Origin of the sequence: Neorhizobium sp. P12A, from assembly GCF_008365395.1 — a bacterium.
GTDB lineage: Bacteria > Pseudomonadota > Alphaproteobacteria > Rhizobiales > Rhizobiaceae > Rhizobium.
The window spans coordinates 755,462-780,064 of record NZ_QOVX01000001.1 but is presented as its reverse complement, the minus strand read 5'-3'; the positions used below and the strand labels follow the sequence as shown (position 1 = coordinate 780,064).

Here is a 24,603-nt window from a genome sequence, read left to right as displayed (position 1 = left end):
ATCTGTGACTCGTCGCCGCCTGGCGTGTGCTTTTCTTGACTCGGCAAGCTATTCGTCCTCAATCGGTTGACGGTTGAAAAGACGGAGCAGCGCGACATGGCAGAGGCAGGTGTCAAGCTGGAGGAGAGCTGGCGAGCAGCGTTGTCGCATGAATTCGCAAGCCCCTACATGCATCAGCTGAAAACATTTCTTGTCGAGGAAAAGGAGCGCGGCAAAAGCATTTTTCCGCGCGGCCCGGAATATTTCCGAGCGCTCGATCTGACGCCGATCTCTGAGGTAAAAGTCGTCATCCTCGGGCAGGACCCCTATCATGGGCTCGGGCAGGCGCATGGCCTCTGCTTCAGCGTCAGGCCGGGTGTCCGCATCCCGCCGTCGCTGGTCAATATCTACAAGGAAATGGAGAGCGATCTCGGAGTCCCTCCGGCGCGCCACGGCTTTCTCGAGAGCTGGGCGAAACAGGGCGTGCTCCTGCTCAACAGCGTGCTGACCGTCGAGGAGGCCCGCGCGGCTTCGCACCAGGGCAAGGGCTGGGAACGCTTTACCGATGCCGTCATCCGCACGGTCAACGATGAATGCGATGCCGTCGTCTTCATGCTCTGGGGCTCCTATGCGCAGAAGAAGGCCGCTTTCGTCGACACAGCGAAGCATCTGGTGCTGAAGGCACCACACCCATCGCCGCTTTCAGCCCATAACGGTTTCTTCGGCAGCAGGCACTTTTCCAAGGCGAATGCATTTCTCAAATCGCGCGGCCGCGAGGCGATCGATTGGGCGCTGCCGCAGGATCCTGGCGGCCATTGAGTAACTGCCGCCGGCCGAGGGGCGGATCGGCCGTGGATGCAGACCAAGGGGGAAGGGGGATTTCATGCTCATTATCTTCGGTGGTTTACCCGGCAGCGGAAAAACCACGACTGCGCGCGCTCTCGCCGCGCGCATGGAGGGTGTGTATGTGCGGGTCGATACGATCGAGCAGGCGATCCGGCGCTCAGACGTGCTGAAGGGGGAGGTAGGCCCGGCTGGCTATGTCGTGGCCTACAGTGTTGCCGAAGACAATCTCAGCCTCGGCCGAACCGTCGTTGCCGACTCGGTCAATTCCATTCAGATAACGCGGGATGCCTGGCTGGATGTCGCCAGGCGTTGCAACGTGCCGGCGGTCGAAATCGAGGTCATTTGTTCGGACAAAGCCGAGCATCGCCGTCGTGCCGAAACGCGTCCCACCGACATCGAAGGCCTGGTGAAACCGACATGGCAGGAGACGGTGGCCAGGGAGTATGATGATTGGGGCGGCCGCGCCATCGTGGTCGACACGGCAGCAAGGGGTGTTGACGAAATCGTCGCTGAACTCGTGGTGCAGCTACGACGTTACGAATTGCGGGACATGTAGGTCTCCACCATTCCTCAATTGGGTATTTTGAACGATCGAATTTCATCGTTCAGTAATTGAAGACAATCCGTTTGGCTCTTCGGGTCTATCCCTGAGGCGCCCGTGGGACCATCTTCTGCCTCATGGAAGCGCCCGACGGTTTCGGGCGAGATAAAGGGGTTTGAAATGCTCGACCAGATCAAGGGCCTGCACCACGTCACGTCGATGGCGGAGGACGCCCGCACCAACAACAAGTTCTTCACGCAGTCGCTCGGTCTGCGCCGGGTGAAGAAGACCGTCAACTTCGACGCGCCGGATGTCTATCACCTTTACTATGGTGACGAGATCGGAACGCCCGGTACCGTCATGACCTATTTCCCGTTCCCGAAAATGGCCCGCGGCCGTCCGGGTACCGGTGAAGTCGGCACGACCGTGTTCTCCGTTCCCGAAGGCGCGATCGGCTATTGGACCGAAAGGCTCGGCAAGCTCAATGTCGAGGGCCTGAAGACGGACGAATCCTTCGGTCAGAAGCGTCTGCACTTTGCCGGCCCTGACGGCGACGGCTTTGCACTCGTCGAGGTCAAGGACGACAACCGCCAGCCCTGGACACATGGCGGCGTTGCGGCCGACCTGGCGATCCGCGGCTTTCATTCCGTTGCCATGCGGCTTAGGGACGAGGGCGCGACTGCCGAGCTTCTGAAATACATGGGCTACGAAGTCGTCGACACACATGAAGGCGTCAAGCGCCTGGCAATTCCGGGCGGTAATGGCGCCGACTTCGTCGATCTCGAAACCATGCCGAACATCAACCGGTCTCTACCGGGTGCCGGTTCGGTCCACCACGTTGCCTTCGCCGTCGAAAACCGCGCAAAGCAGCTTGAGGTGCGGAAGGCGCTGATGGATACCGGTTATCAGGTAACCCCGGTTATCGACCGCGATTACTTCTGGGCGATCTATTTCCGCACGCCGGGCGGCGTGTTGTTCGAGGTCGCAACCAACGAGCCCGGCTTTGACCGCGACGAGGACACGGCCCATCTCGGCGAAGCTCTGAAACTGCCCGAGCAGCACGCGCACCTGCGCACGCTGATCGAACAGCATCTTGAGCCGCTGGAAGGCTAATTTGTTTTGACGCAATTCCGGACGGAAAGCCGCAGCGCGGTTTTCCTGGAATTGCTCTTGTCAGGAGAAACGACATGACCGACCAAGGTTATGTGCACCGGCTGCGGGCCGGTGCACCAGGGAAACCCATTCTCTTCGTCTTTCACGGAACGGGTGGGGACGAAAACCAGTTCTTCGATTTCGGAAGCCGGCTGTTGCCTGACGCGACCGTGGTTTCGCCGCGCGGCGACGTCTCGGAGTATGGCGCAGCCCGCTTCTTCAAGCGCACGGGCGAGGGGGTCTACGACATGGCCGATCTTGCCCGGGCAACCGACAAGATGGCTCGCTACGTCAAGGAACTGGCTGTCGAACACAGTGCATCGCAAGTCCTCGGATTGGGCTTTTCCAACGGCGCCAACATTCTGGCCAACGTGCTCATCGAGCATGGCGGGCTCTTCGATGCGGCGGCGCTGATGCATCCGCTGATCCCTTTCAAGCCGCGTGACAACGCGGCTTTGCAAGGCACAAAGGTCTTGATCACGGCGGGAGAGCGCGATCCGATTTCGCCTGTGCCGCTCACCCAGGCGCTTGCCGACTATTTTGGCCGGCAGAAGGCGGAGACGAAGGTCGAGTGGCATCCGGGCGGCCACGATATCCGCCCTAATGAGATCGAGGCCATCCGTGCTCTCTTTGCTCCCTATGCCTGACCGATCTTGACATAAAATCCGGCGTGGCGGTTTTGCAACCGGCACGCCCGAACGCCTGTCCACGACAGCCGACGGCGCAAGTCTTGCTTGTGGCTCATTCGCTCGCTCGCTAATAGTCGAAGCTTGAAATGGGGGATGCGTCGTGACGCTCGGGGAGCAAAAACAATATCGGCTGGGCGTCGCCTATGTTGCGCTCTCCGCGCTCGCCTGGTCATCGTCGGGCCTTTTCGTCCGCACAATCCACGCCGATTTCCTGACCATTCTCTTCTGCCGTGGCATCGTTTCCGGGCTTGGCGTTTTCGCGCTGTTTTTCTATATCGAACGCGGCCGGGCGTGGCGGATCATCCGGTCGATGCGCGGACCTTCGCTTGCAGCGACCGTGCTTTCCACGGCCGCGATGATCAGCGGCATCGGTTCGATCTATTACACCTCGGTTGCCGATGCGATGGTGATCTATGCGACGGTTCCCTTCGTGACCGCTGGCATCGCCTACCTCTTCATCCACGAACGGCCGAGCCGGACGACGTTGATCGCAAGTGCCGTGGCGCTCGCCGGCGTTATCGTCATGTTGCTGGGCGAGACCGGCGGCGGTGGAAGCTGGCTCGGCAAGGGACTGGCGGCTATCATGTCGCTAACGGTGGCAGGTCTGGCCGTTGTCATGCGTCAGCATCGCGAAGTCCCGATGCTGCCTGCCATGGCGGCGTCCGCTTGGCTCTGCTCCCTCGTCACCTTCTGGTTCGCATCCCCGGGTGCCGTTTCCGTCCATGACCTTGGATTGATCATTGCCTTCGGGCTTGTTCAGAATGCGATGGGGCTTAGCCTTTACACATTCGGCTCGCGCCTTATTCCGGCGGCCGATGCCAGCCTGCTGACCTCGCTGGAAGTGCCGCTCACGCCCCTTTGGGTCTGGATATTCCTCAGCGAAGCGCCGTCCCCTGCAACGATGATCGGCGGCCCGATCGTGCTTCTCGCGCTCTTCGGCCATATATTCCTCGAAGTCCGCAGAAATCGTGTGCCGGCAACGGTGGAGATCGCTTGAAATTCAGGCCGGGCAGCGGATGAAATTTGGCATAGTCGATAGTTTTTATAGAAAATTAAATACCACCGGCTGCTCGTTTGGCGGAATGCGCTTGCTTGAGATGGCAGATGGAGCGAACTAAGTTGAGACCATTGAAGGCCATGTCGGCCGGATGGGATGACGCTATGAACATGAAGACTTCCGCTTCGATCGAGAGTGCAACACCGTTTGCCGATCCGGAAGCCGTCAAATTCGAGTTTCGCAATGCGATGTCGCGCATGGCGGCGGCCGTCAATATCGTCACGACGAACGGTCCCGGCGGCCTTGCCGGTTTCGCAGCGACGGCAGTCTGCAGCGTCACCGACAGTCCGCCGACGCTGCTCGTCTGCCTCAACCGGACCGCATCCGTCCATCCCGCGATCTCGGCCAACAGCGTGCTTTGCGTCAACGTCCTAGCGCATGACCATCAGGAACTTTCGCGCCTATTCGGCGGCAAGACGCCGGTTGCAGAGCGCTTTGCGGCTGCGGCATGGTCGGAGCTGGTAACGGGTTCGCCCGTGCTCGACGATGCGCTGGTTTCCTTCGATTGCCGCATCGTCCATCGCGGCGATGGCGGCACGCATGACATTCTGATGTGCGAGGTCGATGCCATCCGTCGTCGCGACGACGGGCAGGGGTTGGTCTATTTCGACCGCAACTATCACCCGGCCGGCTGAGCGGCCGATCGGTTCAATAGTTTTCCAGATACCATTCGACGAAGCGGCGAACGCCTTCCTCGACCTCGATCTTTGGCTTGAAGCCTGTCAGCGCGACCAGCAGATCCGGGACGGCATAGGTGCGGTGCACGTCGCCGGGTTGCATCGGCAGCATGTGGCGGATCGCCGGCTTTCCAAGCGTCGCTTCGATCGTTTCCACGAAATGCATCAGTTCGACCGGCTGGCCGCCGCCGATGTTGACGACGCGGAAGGGGGCGTTCTTCGACAAGGTGTCGATCACCGTGTCGGAGACGATCCGGTTTTCCTCCGACGGCACGACACCGATCAGCCGCACGATGCCTTCGACGAGATCGTCGATATAGGTGAAGTCGCGGCTCATTTTGCCTTCGCCGTAGATCTCGATCGGCCGATCATGCTTCATGGCGTCGACGAACTTGAAGAGCGCCATGTCGGGGCGGCCCCAGGGTCCGTAGACCGTGAAGAAGCGGAAGGCGGTCGTCGGGATGTCGAAGAGATGGGCGTAGCTGTGCGCCATCAACTCCATGCTCTTCTTCGTCGCCGCATAGATCGTCATCTGCTCGTCGGCCTTGTCGCTTTCGGCAAAGGGGATTTTTTCGTTCGCGCCGTAGACTGACGAGGTCGAGGCGAGCAGCAGGTGCTTCGGCTTCAGCGCCCTTGCCAGTTCCAGAACGTTGAACGAGCCGGTCACGTTCGAATCCACGTAGGATTTCGGGTTCTCGAGGCTGTAGCGAACGCCTGCCTGGGCGGCGAGGTGGACGATCACTTCCGGTTCGGCCAGTTCGGCTGCCTTTTCCAGGGCGCCCTTGTCTTCCAGCAGGCCCGTCACGGCCTTGAAGCCGTTCGAGCGGGAAAGGATGGCTACGCGCTTCTCCTTCAGCCTCACGTCGTAATAGGGCGTCATGCCGTCGAAGCCGATGACGAAATGGCCTTCGTCCAGCAGGCGCTTGGCGAGATGGAAGCCGATGAAGCCGGCGGTGCCGGTGATGAGATAGCGCATGATCAGCCTTCCGAAGTTGCCGCAAGATCCATCGCCGGCCTGCCGACGGATGTGTAGGTGAAGCCATGCTTGGCGATTTCGTCGCGACGATAGATGTTCCTGAGGTCGACGAGCAGCGGCGCCTTCATGATCGACTTCAATCGCGCAAAGTCCAGCGCGCGGAACTGGTTCCATTCGGTGACGATAACGACGGCATCCGCGCCTTTTGCAGCCCCATAGGCATCTTCGGCATAGGCGATGCCGTCGATCACCTTGCGGGCATTCTCCATGCCCTCAGGGTCGTAGCCGATGACTGTCGCCCCCGCATCCTGCAGCGTCTGGATGATGGAGATCGCCGGGCTGTCGCGCATGTCGTCGGTGTTCGGCTTGAAGGTGAGGCCAAGCACGGCGATCGTCTTGCCGCGGACTTCGCCGCCGAGTGCTGCGATCACCTTGCGTCCCATTGCGCGCTTTCTGGCGTCGTTGATCGAGATCGTCGTCTCGATCAGGCGCACGGGGCTGTCATAGTCCTGGGCAGTCTTCGCCAGCGCGAGCGTGTCCTTCGGAAAGCACGAGCCGCCATAGCCGGGGCCGGCATGCAGGAATTTCGAGCCGATGCGGCCGTCGAGGCCGATGCCGCGCGACACTTCCTGGACGTTGGCGCCGACTTTTTCGCAAAGATCTGCCATCTCGTTGATGAAGGTGATCTTCATGGCGAGGAAGGCGTTGGCGGCGTACTTGATCAGCTCCGAGGTGCGGCGTTCGGTGAAGAGCAGCGGCGCCTGGTTGAGGTAGAGCGGTCGGTAGACTTCGGTCATCACAGGGCGGGCGCGATCGTCGTTCAGGCCGATGACGATGCGGTCAGGGCGCTTGAAGTCCTCAATGGCGGCTCCTTCGCGCAGGAATTCCGGATTGGAGACGACGGCGACGTCGGCATCAGGGTTGGTCTCGCGGATGATGCGCTCGACCTCGTCGCCGGTGCCCACAGGGACGGTCGACTTGGTGACGATGACGGTGAAGCCTTTGACATGCTCGGCGATCTCGCGGGCGGCGGCATAGACGTAGGACAGGTCGGCATGGCCGTCGCCGCGGCGCGATGGCGTGCCGACGGCGATGAAGACCACATCGCTCGCAGCCACGCTTTCCCTCACATCAGTCGAGAAGGACAGGCGCCCGGCGCGGACGTTGTCGGCCACCAGATGCTCGAGGCCCGGTTCGAAGATCGGGATCTCTCCGCGCTTCAGCGCATCGATCTTGCCTTCGTCCTTGTCGACGCAGATCACGTCATGGCCGAAATCCGCAAAGCAGACCCCGGATACCAGACCGACATAACCTGAACCAATCATCGTGATGTGCATGAAGCGTCCTCAAACTGCAAAACAGGCGCGGCTTTGGCAGCGGCTGCCGCGACGGCTGCGCTTATACACAGAGTTTGCGGCCTCGCCTATATCGCCATGCCGATGTCCACCCAAGTGTCACGAACATGTCATGAAATTGCCGATTGAAGTAAACGCGCAACCATGACGCCAATTCTTCTATCGGGTTTTGATTCAGGCGCAGTATATCGCTTGAGATTACAATGGCTTTGTCCCATGCTGATTCGTAAAGCAGTCGCGAATATATGCCGCTGGTCATCTTCGATCTTAATATTCTCGAAGGTTGCCGCCGGTGGTTGATGGGGGCGCTGCGGTTGTCGGACCTGCCGGGATAGTCCTCGCGGGTCGGCATCTTGTGGGCGCGGCAATTCGGGAAGGTTGCATGAATTCTGCATTTGCGGTGCGCACGATGCGACCGGGGGAACTGGAACTCGCTCTGGAGTGGGCGCGGCAGGAGGGATGGAATCCCGGTCTCGACGATGCCCTTGCCTTTCATGAGGCCGATCCTTCCGGCTTTTTCGTCGGTGTTCTGGGCAGGTTGCCGGTGGGTTGCATTTCGGTCGTCAAGTATAGCGAGAGCTTTGCGTTTCTGGGCCTTTACATAGTCCACCCGGATTTTCGGGGCAGGGGCTATGGCAAGATGCTGTGGGACAAGGCCATGGTCTCGGCTGAGGGCCGCACGGTTGGCCTCGATGGAGTTCCTGCGCAACAGGACAATTACCGCCGTTCCGGTTTCGAACTGGCGTTCCGAACCGTGCGTTACGGCGGCATTGCCGATCTGCCAAAGCAGCTTTCCGGAAGCCCTGATGTCGTGACGGTATCGCCGGAAAAGCTGGCCGGCTTGTTGCGCTATGATGCCCGCATTTTTCCGGGAGAGCGCCGATCTTTCCTTTCCGCATGGTGCGGCGCGCCGGAGAAACGGAAATCGGTAACGGTCGGAAGGGGGGGCAATATCCGCGGCTACGGCACCATCCGTCGTTGCTTCGATGGCTACAAGATTGGTCCCCTGTTTGCGAACGATACCGAGACGGCAAGAGCAATCCTGGGCGCTCTGGCATCGGAGGCAGAGGGTACGCGCGTCTATCTGGATATCCCGGTCGACAATGCCGACGGGATCGCTCTAGCCGAGAGTTTCGGGCTGAAACCGGTCTTCGAAACGGCGCGCATGTATCGCGGTACAATACCCGCCATGCCGCTCAATCGCGTCTTCGGAATTACGACGCTCGAACTGGGATAAGCGTTGGTCTCCAAGGCATTGGCGCGGCCCTGTTAACCTTAACAGGTGATTAACAGCCTTCTTCTCCCGTCATCTACTTTTCTTATTCCCTGTCGCGAAATACAAAACAGGCGGCTGTCTTTCGTGGGGCTGGACAACCATTGAGGGTTATTTTTATCGATGGAATTCAGCCATGCACGCAATGGAAGCGATCAACCGTCAGACCTGGCGCAACACCTGGGCTTTGCGGGATTACCGCCGCAGCAGCGGCTATCTCAATTCAGGTGAGCGCCGCGCCTTCGAGGCAGGTGCCTTCGACATGCGTCGAGGTCGGGGCCAGGGTAGGGTCCTTGATATCGGCGTTGGCGGTGGCAGGACGGCAGGGCTGCTGCGTGACGTGGCGGCGACCTATCTCGGCATCGACTATACGGCGGAGATGGTGCAATCGGCGCGCCAGAACCATCCGGACCTGCGCTTCGAGCAAATGGATGCGCGCGACCTTTCGGCATTGGCGGATCGCTCCTTCGATCTGGTGGTGTTCAGCTACAATGGTATCGATTCCGTCGACGCGGCCGGGCGGCGGGCAATCCTGTCGGAAGTGTCACGCGTGCTTGCGCCCGGTGGCTCCTTCGTCTTCTCGACCTTTCATCGCGATTGGCAGGGTTTTCAGGAGAGAATCGATTATTGCCGTCTCGAATGGACGTCCAATCCGGTAAAGCTCGGCTTCCGCACGTTTCGTTATGTCGAGGGCCGGATATTCGGGAGCTTGCGCATGCGCCGCTTTAGTGCGCTCGAGGAGCGGACGGGCGAACACGCCATTCTTCTGCACGGCGCCCATGATTTCGGCGTCATGGTCTATGCGACGACGCCGGTGCAGTTGCAGGCGCAGTTGTCTGAGGCCGGTTTCGAAACGCCGGCGCTTCTCTTCGACATTGATGGGAGTATCATTGGCTCCGTAGCGTCGAGCGATAACGAGTATTTTCATGTGGTGACGCGCAAGCCCATTCTGACATGAGGCTGAATGGGGGATCGAGACAGGGTTCACAATTGGGCCGGTTTTCCCCGAAAGAGACCGGGAAAAAGCCTGCATTGTCATGCAAAAAGCCCATTCTGATGGGATTGAAGGGTCGCTTTCGCAAAAACAAAGCTTTATAGATGCGCGGGTTTGAGCAAGGCGCAAAACATGCGCGGTAAGCGGGATTAGCTAAATGACGAATGTAGTCGTGATCGGTTCGCAATGGGGTGACGAAGGCAAGGGCAAGATTGTCGATTGGCTTTCGGAACGTGCGGATGTGATCGTGCGCTTTCAAGGCGGCCATAATGCTGGCCATACGCTGGTCGTGGATGGGGTGAGCTACAAGCTTGCGCTTCTGCCTTCCGGCCTCGTCCGTGGCAAGCTGAGTGTCATCGGCAACGGCGTTGTCGTCGACCCCCATCATTTCGTCGCGGAAGTCGAGAAGCTGCGTGCCCAGGGTGTTGCTGTTACGCCTGAGGTGCTGCGCATCGCCGAGAACGCGCCGCTGATCCTGTCGCTGCATCGTGACCTCGACGCCCTGCGCGAGGACGCCGCCTCCAACAGCGGCACCAAGATCGGCACCACGCGCCGCGGCATCGGCCCGGCCTACGAGGACAAGGTCGGCCGCCGCGCTATCCGCGTCATCGATCTGGCCGAGCCGGAAACGCTGCCCGCGAAGATCGACCGGCTGCTGACGCACCACAATGCGCTTCGCCGCGGCATGGGCCTCGACGAGATTTCCTTCGAGGCGCTGCATGAAGAGCTGACCTCGGTTGCCCATCACATCCTGCCTTACGTCGACCAGGTCTGGCGCCTGCTCGACGAAAAGCGCAAGGCCGGTGCGCGCATCCTGTTCGAGGGCGCTCAGGGCGCGCTGCTCGACAACGATCATGGCACCTATCCCTATGTCACCTCTTCCAACACGGTTGCTGGCCAGGCAGCTGCCGGATCTGGCCTCGGGCCGACGGCGCTCGGCTATATCCTTGGCATCACCAAGGCCTATACGACCCGCGTCGGCGAGGGACCGTTCCCCTGCGAGCTGCATGACGAGATCGGCAAGCATCTGGCGACCGTCGGCCGCGAAGTGGGCGTCAATACCGGGCGTCCGCGCCGTTGCGGCTGGTTCGATGCGGTTCTGGTGCGCCAGACCGTAAAGACCTCGGGTATTACGGGCATCGCGCTCACCAAGCTCGACGTACTCGACGGATTGGAAGAGCTGAAGATCTGCGTCGGCTACAAACTGGACGGCAAGGAGATCGACTACCTGCCGGCAAGCCAGGCGGCACAGGCACGGGTGGAGCCAATCTACATCACGCTCGAAGGTTGGAAGGAATCGACCGTCGGCGCGCGCAAGTGGGCCGATCTTCCCGCCCAGGCGATCAAATATGTCCGGCAGGTGGAAGAGCTGATCGGCACGCCGGTGGCGTTGCTTTCGACCAGCCCCGAGCGCGAAGACACCATACTTGTGACCGATCCGTTTGAGGATTAATGTCGCGGATTAACAAGGAATCCCTGTCCGGTTTTGGGTCGGACATCATGAGAAAGTGCTGATGGCGGATTTTGTAGCAGTCATTCGGCGGGCCGTTGACGGTCTGTCTGACAATACACCGGAAATGCGAGTCAAGGTCTACGAGCGTGCACGCGGCGCTGTGCAGCGGCAGCTCGAGAGCATGAAGCCGCGTCCGCCGGAAACAATGCTGCAGCGCCAGCTTGAAAAGTTGGATGCCGCCATCAGGGATGTCGAGGCTGAATATGCCGAGGCGCTGCCCGTCGCGGAAGAGCCGCCTGCTGAAGAGCCGCCCGCCGAAGAACTGACACTTCAGGAACAGCCCCAGCCTGTCGAAGAGCACTTTGCTGCCGAGCCCGAGGCTCCTGTGGAGCATGAGGAGCCGGTTGCGCCTCATTACGAAGAGCTCGAGCCGGTTCGCGCCGCAGAAGAGGAACCTAAGGCCTGGCATGCGCCCGCCGAGGAAAACCGGGCGGTAGAGGAATGGCACGCCGCGCAGCCGCAGGAGGTTGAGGCACCACCAGCCGAGGAGCCGCAAATCGAGGAGACGCCAGCCGCTGCTTATCAGCCGCCGGAAGAGCTTCACGATGTGCCCGAAATTGCCCGGCATGAGGAGCGCGTCGAGCCGAGCCAACACGTCGAGCCTATCCACGAAGAGTGGCCGCAACAGCCGCAGGCCGAAATTCAATATTCGGTTGACGACGAACACCATCGGCTGACCGAAGTCGCTGCGGAAGAGGCGGCGACACTGCCGCGTGCAGAATTCATCACCGAGCCGCTCTATGCCGATGGCAGCGGTCGTCTTGAGGACGTATGGGCCGAACAGGCCGCTCCCGCCGCCGAGAGCCGGACGGAGGAGCCTGCGCATAGTTGGGCGCCTGAGCCGGAGGTTGCCCCTGAGCCGCGTATTGCGGCGGTCGACGCTCCTCGTCCTATTCTTGCCTTCAGCGATCCCCTGGCTGATTTGGATACCCCGGTTCAAAGGCCTGTCGCCGCAAAAGCGGCTGCAGAGCCCTTTGCCTGGGATGCGGATGCGTTCGACGAGCTGCCGCCAATCCCCCCGGCGAAAAAGCCGGCAGAGCCGGTTGCGCTGGGCGATTTCGACGACGTCGATCTTTTTGCCGACGTGCACAATACTCCTGCAAAGCCGGCCCCGAAGAATGATGTTCCGGGCGACGGCTGGCGTGAGCTGAAGGAGCTTGCGGGCTACGACAGATTCGGCGGTGATGACCAGGTTTCGTCGACATCGGTGCCGCCAGACCTCGACGCGGTCACGGTCTCCAAGCTGCAGGGCAAGAGCTACCGCATGGAACCGAAGCGTCGGCGCTTCGGCATCAAGGGTATTTTGCTGACGCTCATCGGCCTCGCCATCGTCGGCGGCGCCGGCTATGCGGCATGGCAAAATCGCAATGCCATCAACGGCATGGTCGCAGGTCTGATCAGCTCGGCGCCGAAGACGGCGACGGTTGTCGACAGCAAGCCTGCGACACCGGCGGCCAACACGGCAGCCAATACACCGTCCACGCCCGCCCAAGCCAATAACGGGGCGGCCCAGAAGCCGGCAACCGGCAACACCGATGTCGCTTCGGCAGATGCGGATAACACGGTGAATACCAAGTTCACCCAGCGGCTTATGGCCAATGGCAATGAGGTCGACGACGGACCTGCACCGGCTCCCAGCCAGTCGCAGGTCGCCGAGGGCAAATCGGTCGCGCAACAGAATATAGCCGCTGCGCCTGTTCCTGCTCCCGCTCCGGCAGCATCCGCTCAGCCGAACGTAGCCCAGCCCGCCCCCGCAGCACCTGCTCCCCAGCCGCAATCGAATGCGGCTCCGGCAGCGACGCCGCCGGCAGGAGGCGATCCCGCCGCGCCGGCACAGGCTGCAGCAGCCGCCAATGCTGCCACTCCGGCTGCGACGGGCGATACGGCATCCGCAGCAGCGAGCTCGCAGCAGACGGCCCCGGTCGGTTCGGAAAAGATGTTCCTCTATGAGGAGCGCATCGGTCAGACCTCGCCAACCGCGATCGAAGGTTCGGTCACCTGGACGCTGCAACAGGAAAAAGGAACGGACGGCCGTCCTGAACCTTCCGTTCAGGGCAGCATCTCCGTGCCTGAACGTGGCCTGACCGCCATGATCACCTTCAAGCGCAACTCGGATCCGTCGCTACCCGCAAGCCATCTGGTTGAGCTGGTTTTCTCGGTACCGCCGAATTTCGAAGGCGGCAGCATCGATAGCGTCCAGCGCATCGCCATGAAGGCGACCGAGCAGGATCGCGGCGATCCGCTGATTGCAGTCCCTGCCAAGATCACCGACGATTTCCACATGGTGGCGCTCAACGACTTCCCGGATGCCCGCAAAACCAATCTGGATCTGCTGCGCAGCCGCGACTGGATCGATATCCCGGTCACCTATCGCAACGGCCGCCGTGCGCTGCTGACGATGGAAAAGGGTCAGACCGGCACCGACGACTTCAATAAGGCGATCACCGCCTGGGCAGCGCTTGGCGACGTTTCCAGCAGCCAATAAGGACTACGGATATCCCGGAATCAGAAAAGGCGGACCGCGATGCGGTCCGCCTTTTTGTTTGTCTCGAATGATGTGCAGGGCCGCTTAAGCCGTGGCTTCCACGACCCGCAGCGCCTTCGCGCGCTCCAGAGCATCCTTGCGGACGGCATCCTGGACCTTCTCGAAGGCACGGACCTCGATCTGGCGCACACGCTCGCGGCTGATGTCGAATTCGGACGACAGGTCTTCCAGCGTGACCGGCTCATCGGCAAGGCGACGGGCCTCGAAGATGCGGCGTTCACGATCGTTGAGCACGCTCATGGCCTTGGACAGCATGCGGCGGCGCGTATCGAGTTCGTCCTGCTCGATCAGCACGTCTTCCTGGCTGTCGTGATCGTCAACGAGCCAATCCTGCCATTGGCCGGAATCGCCCTCCGCAGCCTTGATCGGAGCGTTCAGCGAAGCGTCGCCCGACAAGCGGCGGTTCATCGAAACCACTTCCTCTTCAGACACGTTCAGCTTCGTTGCGATTTCAGCCACATGCTCCGGCTTCAGGTCGCCTTCGTCGATGGCCTGGATGCGGCCCTTGAGGCGGCGCAGGTTGAAGAACAGGCGCTTCTGATTGGCAGTCGTACCCATCTTCACCAGAGACCACGAGCGCAGGATATATTCCTGGATCGAAGCCTTGATCCACCACATCGCATAGGTCGCCAGACGGAAACCGCGCTCCGGATCGAATTTCTTGACAGCCTGCATCAGGCCGACATTGCCTTCGGACACGACTTCGCCAATCGGTAGGCCGTAGCCGCGATAACCCATGGCGATCTTCGCCACGAGGCGCAGATGGCTGGTGACGAGCTTGTGGGCAGCCTCGCGGTCGCCGTGTTCGGCATAGCGCTTGGCGAGCATATATTCCTGCTGCGGTTCCAGCATCGGGAACTTGCGGATTTCGTCGAGATAACGATTGAGACCGGCTTCGCCGGCCGTGATGGACGGCAAGGTATTACGGGCCATGAATGCACCCTCCTATTTCCAGAATTCAACCCCTCTAGCGGGCGCGGGGAGCGCCCCTCACGAAGCAGGCTGAGACGTGCAGGTCAGCTAGACCCCGCACTAAATCCATATACAGATAAGTACGGCGAAACAGTGATTCAAGGCCAGTTTCACGCAATGGTGACCCCGGTGTGACTGGTTTCGTCCCACCGCTATTTCGCGCAGCTATTGCAGTTTCTGCACTTCCCAGTCTTGTCGAAAACGATCAACCATTTCGGAAAATCGCCGTCGATTGCCGGAAGCTGCGGGCATTATAGTCTGCCGGGGCGCTTCGGTCCAGCCACAGGGCGGGTTAACCGCGAAGTGCTTCCGCCAGCTCTTCCATGTCTTCGGGCAACGGAGTCTCGAAGCGCATGACTTCGCCGGTGCGGGGATGTTCGAACTGCAGCATGTAGGCGTGCAGCGCCTGACGCGGGAAGCGGTTGACCACTTCGCGGGCTCCGTCCGGCAGCAGGTTCGCCTTGGTCCTGAAGCCGGCGCCATAGGTGGTGTCGCCGAGCAGCGGATGGCCGATATGGGCCATGTGCACGCGGATCTGATGGGTGCGGCCGGTCTCGAGGTGGCACTCGACCAGGGCGGCAAGCGCGGTGGCATCCGGCGCTTCGTGGAAGCGCTCGAGCACTTCGTAATGGGTGATCGCCTCGTCGGCATCCTGCGTGCCGGGTTTCTTGACCGTGCGCTTCGTCCGGTCGGTGTTCGAGCGGCCGAGGGGAGCATCGATCGTGCCGATCAGTTGGCGCGGACGTCCCCAGACGATCGCCTGGTAGGCGCGCTCGAGCTGCGTGGTGCGGCCGTGATCGGCGAACTGTTCGGAAAGATGGCGATGGGCCGTGTCGTTCTTGGCGACGACCATGACGCCCGTCGTGTCCTTGTCGAGGCGGTGAACGATGCCGGGCCGACGCACGCCACCGATGCCGGAAAGGCTTTCGCCGCAGTGATGGATCAGCGCGTTGACCAGCGTGCCCGTCCAATTGCCGGCACCGGGATGGACGACCAGGCCAAATGGTTTGGAGATGACGATGAGATCATCGTCCTCGTAGAGCACGTCGAGCGGAATGTCCTCGCCCTGCGGGGTCGGGTCTTCCGGCTCGGGCAGGGCGATCTCATAGGCGTCGCCGGGGCGAACCTTGCGGCTGGCGTCGGTGACGGGCTTTCCGTTCAGCAGGACCGCACCTTCGTTGACCAGTGCCTTGACGCGGCTGCGAGAGAATTCCTCGCCGAGTTTTCCGGTCAGCCAGGCATCGAGCCGGCCTTCAGCGGTTTCGTCGGCGGTTAGGACTTTTCTATTGTCCGCAGCTTCTTTAAAGGGGTCGCTCAACTCTTTCTCCAGCGCGGAAAGCGCTCACAAGGAACAAGGACGCATCGATGACGAATTTCGAGCCAGACGATCAGGAGGAAAAGCCTCTCGATCCGGCCCTGGAAAATGTTCGACGCAAGATGGTGCGACTGCAGATCGTCTCCGTCGCCATCATGGTGGTGAGCCTTATGGCGGTCTTCGGCGCCGTTGTCTACAAGACGATGCGCCCGGCCCCGAAGGCCGTGGCGGCGACAACGGCTGACGTGCCTTCCGATGCGCCTGTTGCGGCCACCGCTGCTCTGCCGCAGGGATTTGCGGTTCAATCCGTGGCGCTTTCGGGCCGCCAGGTTTTGTTCTACGGCGCGACGGCTGCCGGCCAGCATCAGGCGATCGTCTTCGACTATGGCATCGGCAGGATCGTCGCGACGATTTCTCTCGCCGGCAACTGACGGTCCTGACATGGAGAACGACCGGCTGATAGCGATTGATGATCCGGATGATCCCCGCATCGCCGAGTTCCGCGACATCCGCGAGCGTGACCTGACCGGACGCGAAGGCCGGTTCATTGCGGAAGGAACCGTTGTCCTGCGGCTGCTCGCCGATGCGCATTCGCGCCGGCGGGGTTTCGTGGCTGAAAAGCTGTTGCTCCTGCGCAATCGTGTGGCAGGTCTCGAAGAGATCATCGCAGCGTTTCCGCAGGACGTGCCGATCTATACGGCAGAAGCGCCTGTCATCGACGGCATTGTCGGCTTTCATCTGCATCGCGGCGTTCTGGCGCTTGGCAGGCGGACTGCCGAGGACAGTTTCGATGATTTTCTCGACCGTCTTCCGCCACAGTCCCTCGTGCTCGTGGGTTGCGGCATCTCCAACCATGACAATGTCGGTTCGATGTTCCGCAACGCTGCCGCCTTCGGCGCGGACGCAGTGCTGCTCGATGAGACTTCCTGCGACCCGCTCTATCGCAAGGCGCTGCGCGTTTCGGTGGGTTCGGTCCTGACCACGCCCTATTACCGGCAGGCCAATGCGCTCGATCTCCTCGCTGCGCTGGCCGCTCGCGGGTTTTCAATATGGAGCCTGTCGCCGCGCGGGAAAACGGATATCCGCGAAGTGCCCCCTTCGGGCCGCATGGCATTGGTGGTCGGAACCGAGGGCGAAGGGCTTCCGGAGGCTATCCTTGCCGCCTTCGGCAGCGCCCGGATTCCGCAAGCGCCCGGACTGGATAGCCTGAACGTCGCCACCGCAACCGGCATCGCCTTGTTCGAAATGGCCTCAGCGGCCGGGCGAATATAGGTCAGCGGTTCGGAAGCAGGTCGGCCACGCGCTGCGCGAGGCTGGTTCGCCCATCCTGGCCAGCCTCGATATTTTCCGGCAGAAGATTGCGAATGGCCGATTGCTCGCCTTCCTTCAGCGCAGTCAGCGCCACCATGTTGGCGGCGATGACGGCAATCTCCTCGCGCATGGCGTTGTCCTGGGCTGCGGAGCGTGATTTCAGCAGGCGGTCGGAGAGTGCCTTGCTGCGATTGCGCACATCGTCCGTCATCCTGGCAATCTCCGTCTCCACCTGACGTTCCGGCGCCGCGACAGCGGCAATGGTCGGGGTTTCCTTGCCCGTGTTTTCGGCAGGCTGCGGGCTGGGCTGCAGTTTCGCGAGCCTGGAAGAGGAGGGTCTCGGGATGCCGGCGGCGCGCAACGCGCGGCTCGCCTCCCGGGTTTCGGCGTTGGCCGCCTTCAGTTTTTCCTTAAGCCGTGCGACTTCGGCGAGACGGCGCTCGATGAGAGTTTCCCTGTCGGCATTGCCGGCAACCTCGCGGTTGAGCTTGTCTTCCAGCCGTGACGTCTTGTTTTCCTCCTGGCCGAGCCGCAATTCGGCATCTTTGGCGCGCTTGGTAACCAGGCTGACATCGTTGCGCAGCCCGTCGCGTTCGTCGCGCAAGGCGTTCATTCGGAACCGGAGATTCTCTATCTCGGTTTCGCGGGTGGCAAGGTCGATCTTCAGGTTGTCGGCATCCGCGGTTATCTTGGCAAGGCGCCGGCGCAGGGTCTCGATGTCGGATTCCTTTTCGGCATGCGCCTGCTCCGAAACACGAAGGCTGGCTTTCAGCTGGCTGATATAGCTTTCCTCGCGGCGCAGGCGGGAGCGCAGATTGCCGGCTTCCACGTCCATTTCGTCGATCTGCGACTGGAGGTCGGTGTTTTCGGATGCCAGCCGCCCGGCCTCCTTGAGCAGCGTATCCTGGCGAAGCTGCAGGCTGACGGCCTTTTCGCGTTCCTGGGACAGGGCCTGCTCGGTCTTGGCATTTTCAGCGGCATAAAGGGCACGCGCCATGTCTTTCTGGGCGCGCACTTCCTGCGGGCTCAGCGGCATGGTGGCTTTCAGTCGCTTTTCGGTGAACCAGACAATACGGCGATGGACCGCAGGCGCTATGAGGAAGACCAGAAAGATCGCGGTCAGGAAACCCAACCCGAACAGCAGAGCGAATTCAATCACAGGAGAGCCATCGTCTAACAGTTGATTCCGGTTCTAACAGCTCTCGATTAAACATGAGGCAGTGAGAGGGGCAAGCCTTTAAATGGGCGTAGCACTTGTTGTCTCAAGGCTGGCCCAAGCTCTGCGGCCTGGGCCAAATAGGAAATATCCTCAGAAGGGATTCCAGGTCGGGGTGCTGGTAACCTTTAGATAGCCGACGTTCAGGCCAAGGCGGGCGCCGATGCCGGTGCGGATCGGCACGATTAGCACATTGTCGTTCTTCAGCAGTGTCATGCCGACGCCGGCGACCATGAAGGCCTGGCCGCTGACGCCGCCGTAGCGGGCATAGAGCGCATTGGTCGAAGGAAGATCGTAGACGAGCATCATCACGCGCGTCCCCTGGCCGCCTGCATCCAGTCCGAGCGAGGGACCCTGCCAGTAAACGGGGTGCTCGCCGGCATTCTTGGTGTTCAGCTGGCCTTCGCCATAGGTGAGACCGGCGATGAAGGCGCCGGAGCCTTCCTGGCCGAGAATATAGCCGTTCGGCAGGCCATAGCGCTCGAAGGCGGTTTCCACCACCTTGGCAAGGCCGCCACTGGTGGAGCCGAAGAAGGCGTGACCCGAATCAACAATCTCCTGCATGGTGTACTGGCCGCTTGTCGCCGCCGAGGCCTGCCGCGGCGGGAGCGAAAAGCTCACAAACGCCAACAGGGCCAGAATCAGGCCCAGGCTCGAAATTCTCCGCGGAAATTGATGGCGCATAGTGTCACCCGTTCATCATGGTCGGTGCGATGAGTCGTCTGTTGCGACTGAGGTGCATTTTGCGGTCATCGTCTTAACAATGGGTTTACCAAATATGGTGTCATTATGACGCGCGATACACTGGCAATTGCAATGCTCGTGCAAACCTGCTGTGGCATCGTTTGGCGACAATTTCGTTTGCCCAGCATTCAGGAGACAATGAATGTCCAAGAATCCGAATCTCACTCTGGCAGGACCGGATCTGGCTGCGCTCCTTTGCAGCCGTGTTTGCCATGATGTCATTTCACCCGTTGGTGCAATCAACAACGGCCTTGAGCTCCTGGATGAAGGCGGCGCCGATGCCGACGCCATGGACCTCATCCGCACCAGCGCGCTCAACGCCTCTGTCCGGTTGAAATTTGCCCGCCTTGCCTTCGGCGCCTCCGGCTCGGTCGGCGCGTCGATCGATACGGGCGAAGCCGAACGCGCGGCCAAGGATTTCGCCGCCGCCGAAAAGAAGACGGAAGTCGTCTGGATCGGTCAGCGGGCGATCATCGCCAAGAACCGCGTCAAGCTGTTGCTCAACCTCTTTCTCGTCGCCTACGGGTCCATCCCTCGCGGCGGCACCATCGAAGTGACGATGGAAAATCCAGAACTCGATGCGACGTTCAAGATCGTTGCTCGTGGTCGCCTGATGCGGCTGCCGCCGAAATTCGTCGAGATATGCTCCGGTACCGTCGAAGAAGCGATCGATGCTCATTCCATCCAACCCTACTACACCGTCCTGCTGGCGGAAGAGAGCGGCATGGAACTGACCTACCATGCGACGGCGGAAGAGCTGATTTACACAGCTACGGTAAGCAATTCTTAGGTCATACGCGGCAAAATTGCGTCAATATCGGTAACGATTCCTTAGCCCGGCGTCATTATCGTCTCAGTTGAAGGCGGTGCTCGCCGGGACTTACAGGCGGGCACAGAGGAGTGACTGATGCAAAGGTTCATGATTACTGATACCTCCGACGTTGTACGCAAGGTCGGCAAGCGTATCTTGTCCGAACTCGACTTTCTGGTCAGCGAAGCCTCCAACGCCCAGGAAGCCCTTGCTCGCTGCCAGATGGAACTTCCAGAATATCTGATCGTCGATGCCGGAATGGAAGGCGCGCTGGAGCTGATCGCCAACATCCGGGCGATGCCAAACGGCAAGGACGCCAAGATTTACTACTGCGTCGTCGAGGCCGATCTGAAGAAGCTCATGGCCGGCAAGCGCGCCGGAGCAACCGATTTCTTGTTGAAGCCGTTCGATCGCAAGATCCTGACGGCCGTGTTCGGGAATCGGGCAGTCGCGGCCTAAGGCCCAGTTGCATTTCATCGCAGATATAGCCGCGCGCAGCCGCCGTTTGACCGCACTGCACGCCTCTTGCACCATCCTCGGGCCTGTCCCGAGGGTCTATGACCGTTGATTTTATTGATATGTTGCAGATCCTCGGCACAAGGCCGAGGATGACGAACATATTGTGCGGATCCATGCAGAAGTGTTGGCTTGCTCGATGCGCACGGCAACTTCCAGGCAAAAGAAAACCCGCCATAAAGGCGGGCTCTCGAAAAAGCGGCGGTGTCTGGGGTAGGCGGCGGTAGCTATCAGGCGGTTTCGGCGTATTCGGCGCCATCCGGCTCGCGCAGAACGTAGCCGCGGCCCCAGACGGTTTCGATGTAGTTCGCGCCGCCGGCAGCATTTGCGAGCTTCTTGCGCAGCTTGCAGATGAAGACGTCGATGATCTTGAGTTCGGGCTCGTCCATGCCGCCGTAGAGGTGGTTCAGGAACATTTCCTTGGTAAGGGTCGTACCCTTGCGGAGCGAAAGCAGCTCCAGCATCTGGTATTCCTTGCCGGTGAGGTGAACGCGCTGGCCACCAACTTCGACGGTCTTGGCGTCGAGGTTGACGATCAGTTCGCCGGTCATGATAACCGACTGGGCGTGACCCTTGGAGCGGCGGACGATAGCGTGGATGCGGGCGACCAGTTCATCCTTGTGGAAGGGCTTGGTCATGTAGTCGTCGGCGCCGAAGCCGAGACCGCGAACCTTGTCCTCGATGCCGGCCATGCCGGACAGGATAAGGATTGGCGTCTTTACCTTCGACAGGCGGAGCGTGCGGAGCACTTCGTAGCCGGACATGTCGGGAAGGTTAAGATCCAGGAGAATGATATCGTAATCGTAAAGCTTACCGAGATCGACGCCTTCTTCACCGAGATCGGTGGTGTAGACGTTAAAGCTTTCCGACTTGAGCATCAACTCGATGCTCTGCGCTGTCGCGCTGTCGTCTTCAATGAGTAGAACCCGCATAATTATCCCCTTTACCGCCGCCGAAAGGTCGTCAGCCCCTTTACGCGATACCGATCCAGTCACTACCTGATTTGGAAGCTGCCACGGAATGGTTAACAAATTCTGATTCACTCTGGCAAGATGTATCGAATTTATTAAATAATTTTTCCATTCCACTGTTTTCCAATGTGAATCAGCAAGTGCTATTCCTTAACCAACACCTTAAGAAAACGATCCAAACGATTCATTCGACTCATCAATGCCGTTGTATCGAAATCTGCTCGCTTCATTTACTGACCCTTAAAAGATCATGGCTATCATTAACGATGCCCGTAAACGAAAGGTTACCAGCGGTAGGTTTTTGTTAATGCCGCTGTAATTTTTTTAATCCAAGCCGTTTCAAAGCGGTGCGGAGGGCAATGTTGTAAGAGAGCCGGGGTCTCGCATCACGGGAGTAATGCGTATGAAGTCACGTGAGAGCCTAGTGCGCCTGAAGGAATTTCAGGTGAATGAAAAACGTCGCCAGCTGCAGCAACTGCAGATGATGATGGCGGAATTTGACCGGATGACCAAGGATCTGGAAAGCCAGATCGTCCTGGAAGAGAAGAAGTCCGGTATTTCCGACCCTAATCATTTCGCCTATCCGACCTTTGCAAAGGCTGCACGTCAGCGTGCCGACAATCTGCAGGTCTCGATACGGGAATTGCGGGCACAGGAAGAGGCGCTGGAAACAGCGCTCGAGGAAACGCAGGCGGAATATGCCAAGGCGGCAGCCATCGAGGAGCGCGACGGGGGTGTAAGAGCGCGCGCCTGATCCGGATTTTCCGTCGTCGGTGGCGGCGAAATTCCTGAAAAGCCGTGCATGACTGGCCATAAAGGCCGGCCATGCACGGCTTTTGGTGTTTTCTGAATGACGGGTTCAGCGCTCAGCCATTGATGACATCGCGCCACTCTTCATGACGTGTCGCCTGTGCCTTGAAGAACGGGCAGAGCGGAATGATCTTCCAGCCGCCACGCCTTGCTTCCTCGACTGCATGAAGGGCGAGCGCCTGGCCGACGCCCTTGCCGCGTAAGGCATCGGGAACGCCGGTATGGTCGATGATAATCAGCTTCGGCGAGGTCCGCGAATAGGTCATCTCGGCCTCGTGCCCGTCGACGGTCGCAACGTAACGTCCGCCGGACCCGGTTTCTTCAAGTCTTATGTCCATGATTTTTTCACCTTGGGATTCAAGACTTCAGCATAACTTCACATGGTGGAGCGTGGAAAGCTGATGTTCGCGCCCGGCTGGATTTACTAGGCTGAGACGAATTCCACTACAGGCGATTCTCGATAGGGGGTGGTTTCATGCGTCAATTGCAGGCCATTTTACTTGTGGCCGCGCCGTTCCTGCTCGCGCTCGGGCTCGTCCTGCCGCTCGTTCGTTTCGAAAAGCTCTATTTTTTCAGCGAGACGCCGTCGCTTTTGGCCATCGTCCTATCGCTGTGGCAGACCGGCGATGGTTTTCTGGCAGTGATCGTCACTCTCGTTTCGATCGCGTTGCCTGTTCTCAAGATATTCAGTCTTGCGATCGAAGCGATATCCGAGGGGAAAGGGGGAACCGGCACGTTCTTTTTCAATCACGTCGTACCGCAGCTATCCAGGTGGTCCATGATGGATGTGCTTTTGGTCGCGATCGTGATTGCCGCGGCAAAGACCAGCGGGCTTGCCAGCGCATTCACGCAGCCAGGCCTATGGTGCTATGCCGGTTCCACAATAATTTCGGGCCTTCTGCATTCCCTGCTCAGGAAAGCGTCCGGCCCGAAAAAATGAATTCATCAGTTGGTGAGAATTTCCATCAATGACGATATTGCTGGATGCGCGTCGTGCGCAAACCTGCAAGGCCATGGCTGCTGATGGAGGACTGCCAGGACAGGAATTCTTCAACTGTGAGCGTATAGCGCTCGCAGGCTTCTTCCAAGCTCAACAGGCCACCGCGAACCGCCGCAACAACCTCTGCCTTGCGACGGATCACCCAACGGCGCGTATTCGGCGGGGGCAGATCGGCAATCGTAAGCGGGCTGCCATCGGGGCCGATGACATATTTTACTCGGGGACGTATCATTTCGGTCATTGGGACTCTCTACACAACTCAAGACCACGTCCATCACTCTAGCTTGCCACATTTAAAAATTGACTAAGCGGTTAGTAAGACTTTGATAACAATTTTAAGCAGATGGCGTCGGGGCTGATTTGCCGGATCAAAAGAAGATCGTCAGCTTCCGTGCCGTGAATTTGAGTAAAATGCATGATAGGCATGCAAAAACGATGTTACAATCCTAAAGCGATCTAGACTATAAGGCAGACATTCAAGAACAAGTGTCGGTTTTCCGCTCTTATCGCGCCTTCTATCCAATCTCTTTTGCGTCGTTCCAGCCGTTTGTTTGGCCGGGCGATGTTTCGTTTTTGGTCGCTCGCGGAAAGACTTCGGCACCCGGAGTCCCATATGCCGAAGTATGAAAGCGCGGTTCGCCGCGCGCCGCGTGGCAAAGAACCGTCGCCCGAACCTTTGACGACTCACGCCGAGTTGCTTGGCGGGGCCGTCGCCAGAGCGGGTTTCGATTACTATTTGATGGCCCGCTTTCCGCGGGGAGACAGTGTCGGCTTTGCCGATAACCAGATCGCCTGCAATTGGCCACAGGAACTTGTCGAACATTATTCAAGCAGCGATGTGTTTCACTGCAGCCGCCTCGTATCCGCACTTAAATATACGAACATGCCTGTCTTCTGCGAGGGCGGCGGATTTGCAAGTGCGGCTGCGAACCACGAGAGCAGGGCACTGACCGGCTGGTTTATGGATCGCGGTTTGCGAACGACTTTTGCCTTCAGCCTGCACGATGCAGCATTGCGTCACTACATCTTCGCCTTCTCGGGCAAACGCGCGAAACTCTCTGACAGGGAGAGCATGGAGCTTGTCTACGGCGCGATGCAGATCCTGCATGCTTTCGCCCGCGATCTCGATGACGGCGACGGACCGGCAGAGCAACTGAGCAAACGGGAAATCGAATGTCTGCGCTGGTCGGCTGCAGGCAAGAGCAGCGAAGAGATCGCAATCATTCTCGATCTCTCGTCGCATACCGTCGCCAGCTACCTGAAGAGCGCGATGCGGAAGCTCGACTCGGTCAATAGAATGCAGGCGGTCGCCCGCGCTTTCCGGTACAGGCTGATATAGC

General features: G+C 59.8%; 26 protein-coding genes. 17 read left to right on the top strand and 9 right to left on the bottom strand.

The features are described from left to right. The first annotated feature begins 96 nt into the window (after window positions 1–96). The 6 genes from ung (at window position 97) to DTW90_RS03705 (ending at window position 4,899) form a co-directional block, all read left to right on the top strand. Window positions 97–798, top strand: coding sequence for a uracil-DNA glycosylase (gene ung / locus DTW90_RS03730; protein ID WP_149336500.1), 702 nt, complete (start codon window positions 97–99; stop codon window positions 796–798). Between the two features lie 64 nt (window positions 799–862). After that, entirely contained in the window at window positions 863–1,381 is a 519-nt protein-coding gene (locus tag DTW90_RS03725; protein ID WP_149336498.1) for an AAA family ATPase, read from the top strand. Window positions 1,382–1,546: 165 nt separating this feature from the next. Beyond that, on the top strand, window positions 1,547–2,479 hold the full coding sequence (locus tag DTW90_RS03720; protein ID WP_149336496.1) for a VOC family protein: 933 nt from the start codon (window positions 1,547–1,549) through the stop codon (window positions 2,477–2,479). A 74-nt stretch (window positions 2,480–2,553) separates the two neighbouring features. Then, complete coding sequence (locus tag DTW90_RS03715; RefSeq protein WP_149336494.1) at window positions 2,554–3,165, top strand: alpha/beta hydrolase; 612 nt, start codon at window positions 2,554–2,556, stop codon at window positions 3,163–3,165. A gap of 142 nt (window positions 3,166–3,307) precedes the next feature. Next, complete coding sequence (locus DTW90_RS03710) at window positions 3,308–4,204, top strand: DMT family transporter (RefSeq protein WP_149336492.1); 897 nt, start codon at window positions 3,308–3,310, stop codon at window positions 4,202–4,204. 164 nt (window positions 4,205–4,368) lie between these two features. After that, window positions 4,369–4,899 (top strand): flavin reductase, encoded by a 531-nt coding sequence (locus DTW90_RS03705; RefSeq protein ID WP_132518608.1) that lies wholly within the window; start codon window positions 4,369–4,371, stop codon window positions 4,897–4,899. A gap of 13 nt (window positions 4,900–4,912) precedes the next feature. Here DTW90_RS03705 and DTW90_RS03700 read toward each other — a convergent pair whose 3' ends face one another. Together DTW90_RS03700 and DTW90_RS03695 are read right to left on the bottom strand one after the other, a co-directional pair. After that, window positions 4,913–5,917, bottom strand: coding sequence for an NAD-dependent epimerase (locus tag DTW90_RS03700; protein WP_149336490.1), 1,005 nt, complete (start codon window positions 5,915–5,917; stop codon window positions 4,913–4,915). A 2-nt stretch (window positions 5,918–5,919) separates the two neighbouring features. Beyond that, the gene (locus DTW90_RS03695; protein ID WP_132528655.1) at window positions 5,920–7,254 is read right to left on the bottom strand and encodes a UDP-glucose/GDP-mannose dehydrogenase family protein; all 1,335 of its coding nucleotides are present in this window, start codon (window positions 7,252–7,254) and stop codon (window positions 5,920–5,922) included. 400 nt (window positions 7,255–7,654) lie between these two features. Here DTW90_RS03695 and DTW90_RS03690 point away from each other — a divergent pair, with 400 nt between their 5' ends. From DTW90_RS03690 to DTW90_RS03675, 4 genes are all read left to right on the top strand, one after another. Next, window positions 7,655–8,509, top strand: coding sequence for a GNAT family N-acetyltransferase (locus tag DTW90_RS03690; RefSeq protein ID WP_149336488.1), 855 nt, complete (start codon window positions 7,655–7,657; stop codon window positions 8,507–8,509). A 172-nt stretch (window positions 8,510–8,681) separates the two neighbouring features. Further along, window positions 8,682–9,503 (top strand): class I SAM-dependent methyltransferase, encoded by an 822-nt coding sequence (locus DTW90_RS03685; protein WP_149336486.1) that lies wholly within the window; start codon window positions 8,682–8,684, stop codon window positions 9,501–9,503. 193 nt (window positions 9,504–9,696) lie between these two features. Beyond that, entirely contained in the window at window positions 9,697–10,992 is a 1,296-nt protein-coding gene (locus DTW90_RS03680; protein WP_149336484.1) for an adenylosuccinate synthase, read from the top strand. 61 nt (window positions 10,993–11,053) lie between these two features. Beyond that, window positions 11,054–13,537, top strand: coding sequence for a hypothetical protein (locus tag DTW90_RS03675; RefSeq protein WP_149336482.1), 2,484 nt, complete (start codon window positions 11,054–11,056; stop codon window positions 13,535–13,537). 84 nt (window positions 13,538–13,621) lie between these two features. Here DTW90_RS03675 and rpoH read toward each other — a convergent pair whose 3' ends face one another. Continuing rightward, window positions 13,622–14,530 (bottom strand): RNA polymerase sigma factor RpoH, encoded by a 909-nt coding sequence (gene rpoH / locus DTW90_RS03670; RefSeq protein WP_149336480.1) that lies wholly within the window; start codon window positions 14,528–14,530, stop codon window positions 13,622–13,624. Window positions 14,531–14,861: 331 nt separating this feature from the next. Further along, window positions 14,862–15,887 carry an RluA family pseudouridine synthase gene (locus DTW90_RS03665; RefSeq protein WP_149336478.1) on the bottom strand — a complete coding sequence of 342 codons (1,026 nt, stop codon included), beginning with the start codon at window positions 15,885–15,887 and terminating at the stop codon, window positions 14,862–14,864. 47 nt (window positions 15,888–15,934) lie between these two features. Here DTW90_RS03665 and DTW90_RS03660 point away from each other — a divergent pair, with 47 nt between their 5' ends. Further along, window positions 15,935–16,315, top strand: coding sequence for a hypothetical protein (locus DTW90_RS03660; protein WP_149336476.1), 381 nt, complete (start codon window positions 15,935–15,937; stop codon window positions 16,313–16,315). A 10-nt stretch (window positions 16,316–16,325) separates the two neighbouring features. Next, a complete protein-coding gene (locus tag DTW90_RS03655) occupies window positions 16,326–17,156 on the top strand; it encodes an RNA methyltransferase (RefSeq protein WP_149336474.1) in 831 nt (276 codons plus the stop codon). Between the two features lies 1 nt (window position 17,157). Here DTW90_RS03655 and DTW90_RS03650 read toward each other — a convergent pair whose 3' ends face one another. Together DTW90_RS03650 and DTW90_RS03645 are read right to left on the bottom strand one after the other, a co-directional pair. Beyond that, window positions 17,158–18,354, bottom strand: coding sequence for a hypothetical protein (locus DTW90_RS03650; RefSeq protein ID WP_149336472.1), 1,197 nt, complete (start codon window positions 18,352–18,354; stop codon window positions 17,158–17,160). Between the two features lie 150 nt (window positions 18,355–18,504). Further along, window positions 18,505–19,095 carry an EipA family protein gene (locus DTW90_RS03645; RefSeq protein WP_132518632.1) on the bottom strand — a complete coding sequence of 197 codons (591 nt, stop codon included), beginning with the start codon at window positions 19,093–19,095 and terminating at the stop codon, window positions 18,505–18,507. A 202-nt stretch (window positions 19,096–19,297) separates the two neighbouring features. On the opposite strand from DTW90_RS03645, the gene DTW90_RS03640 reads away from it, so the two are divergent. Beyond that, window positions 19,298–19,945, top strand: coding sequence for a histidine phosphotransferase family protein (locus DTW90_RS03640; protein WP_149336470.1), 648 nt, complete (start codon window positions 19,298–19,300; stop codon window positions 19,943–19,945). A gap of 117 nt (window positions 19,946–20,062) precedes the next feature. Continuing rightward, on the top strand, window positions 20,063–20,425 hold the full coding sequence (locus DTW90_RS03635; RefSeq protein ID WP_132518636.1) for a response regulator: 363 nt from the start codon (window positions 20,063–20,065) through the stop codon (window positions 20,423–20,425). 287 nt (window positions 20,426–20,712) lie between these two features. On the opposite strand, the gene ctrA is transcribed toward DTW90_RS03635, so the two are convergent. After that, complete coding sequence (gene ctrA, locus DTW90_RS03625; RefSeq protein ID WP_003542362.1) at window positions 20,713–21,414, bottom strand: cell cycle two-component system response regulator CtrA; 702 nt, start codon at window positions 21,412–21,414, stop codon at window positions 20,713–20,715. A 442-nt stretch (window positions 21,415–21,856) separates the two neighbouring features. Here ctrA and DTW90_RS03620 point away from each other — a divergent pair, with 442 nt between their 5' ends. Next, on the top strand, window positions 21,857–22,207 hold the full coding sequence (locus tag DTW90_RS03620) for a flagellar export protein FliJ (protein WP_149336467.1): 351 nt from the start codon (window positions 21,857–21,859) through the stop codon (window positions 22,205–22,207). A 112-nt stretch (window positions 22,208–22,319) separates the two neighbouring features. On the opposite strand, the gene DTW90_RS03615 is transcribed toward DTW90_RS03620, so the two are convergent. Next, the gene (locus DTW90_RS03615; protein ID WP_149336465.1) at window positions 22,320–22,601 is read right to left on the bottom strand and encodes a GNAT family N-acetyltransferase; all 282 of its coding nucleotides are present in this window, start codon (window positions 22,599–22,601) and stop codon (window positions 22,320–22,322) included. Window positions 22,602–22,738: 137 nt separating this feature from the next. Between DTW90_RS03615 and DTW90_RS03610 the strand changes: the two genes are divergently transcribed. Beyond that, window positions 22,739–23,203, top strand: a complete 465-nt coding sequence (locus DTW90_RS03610; protein ID WP_149336463.1) for a paraquat-inducible protein A — start codon at window positions 22,739–22,741, stop codon at window positions 23,201–23,203. A 25-nt stretch (window positions 23,204–23,228) separates the two neighbouring features. Here DTW90_RS03610 and DTW90_RS03605 read toward each other — a convergent pair whose 3' ends face one another. Further along, complete coding sequence (locus DTW90_RS03605; RefSeq protein ID WP_034476390.1) at window positions 23,229–23,504, bottom strand: DUF1153 domain-containing protein; 276 nt, start codon at window positions 23,502–23,504, stop codon at window positions 23,229–23,231. 372 nt (window positions 23,505–23,876) lie between these two features. On the opposite strand from DTW90_RS03605, the gene DTW90_RS03600 reads away from it, so the two are divergent. Continuing rightward, window positions 23,877–24,602: a LuxR C-terminal-related transcriptional regulator gene (locus DTW90_RS03600; protein WP_149336461.1), complete on the top strand. Its 726-nt coding sequence runs from the start codon at window positions 23,877–23,879 to the stop codon at window positions 24,600–24,602. Window position 24,603 lies beyond the last annotated feature (1 nt).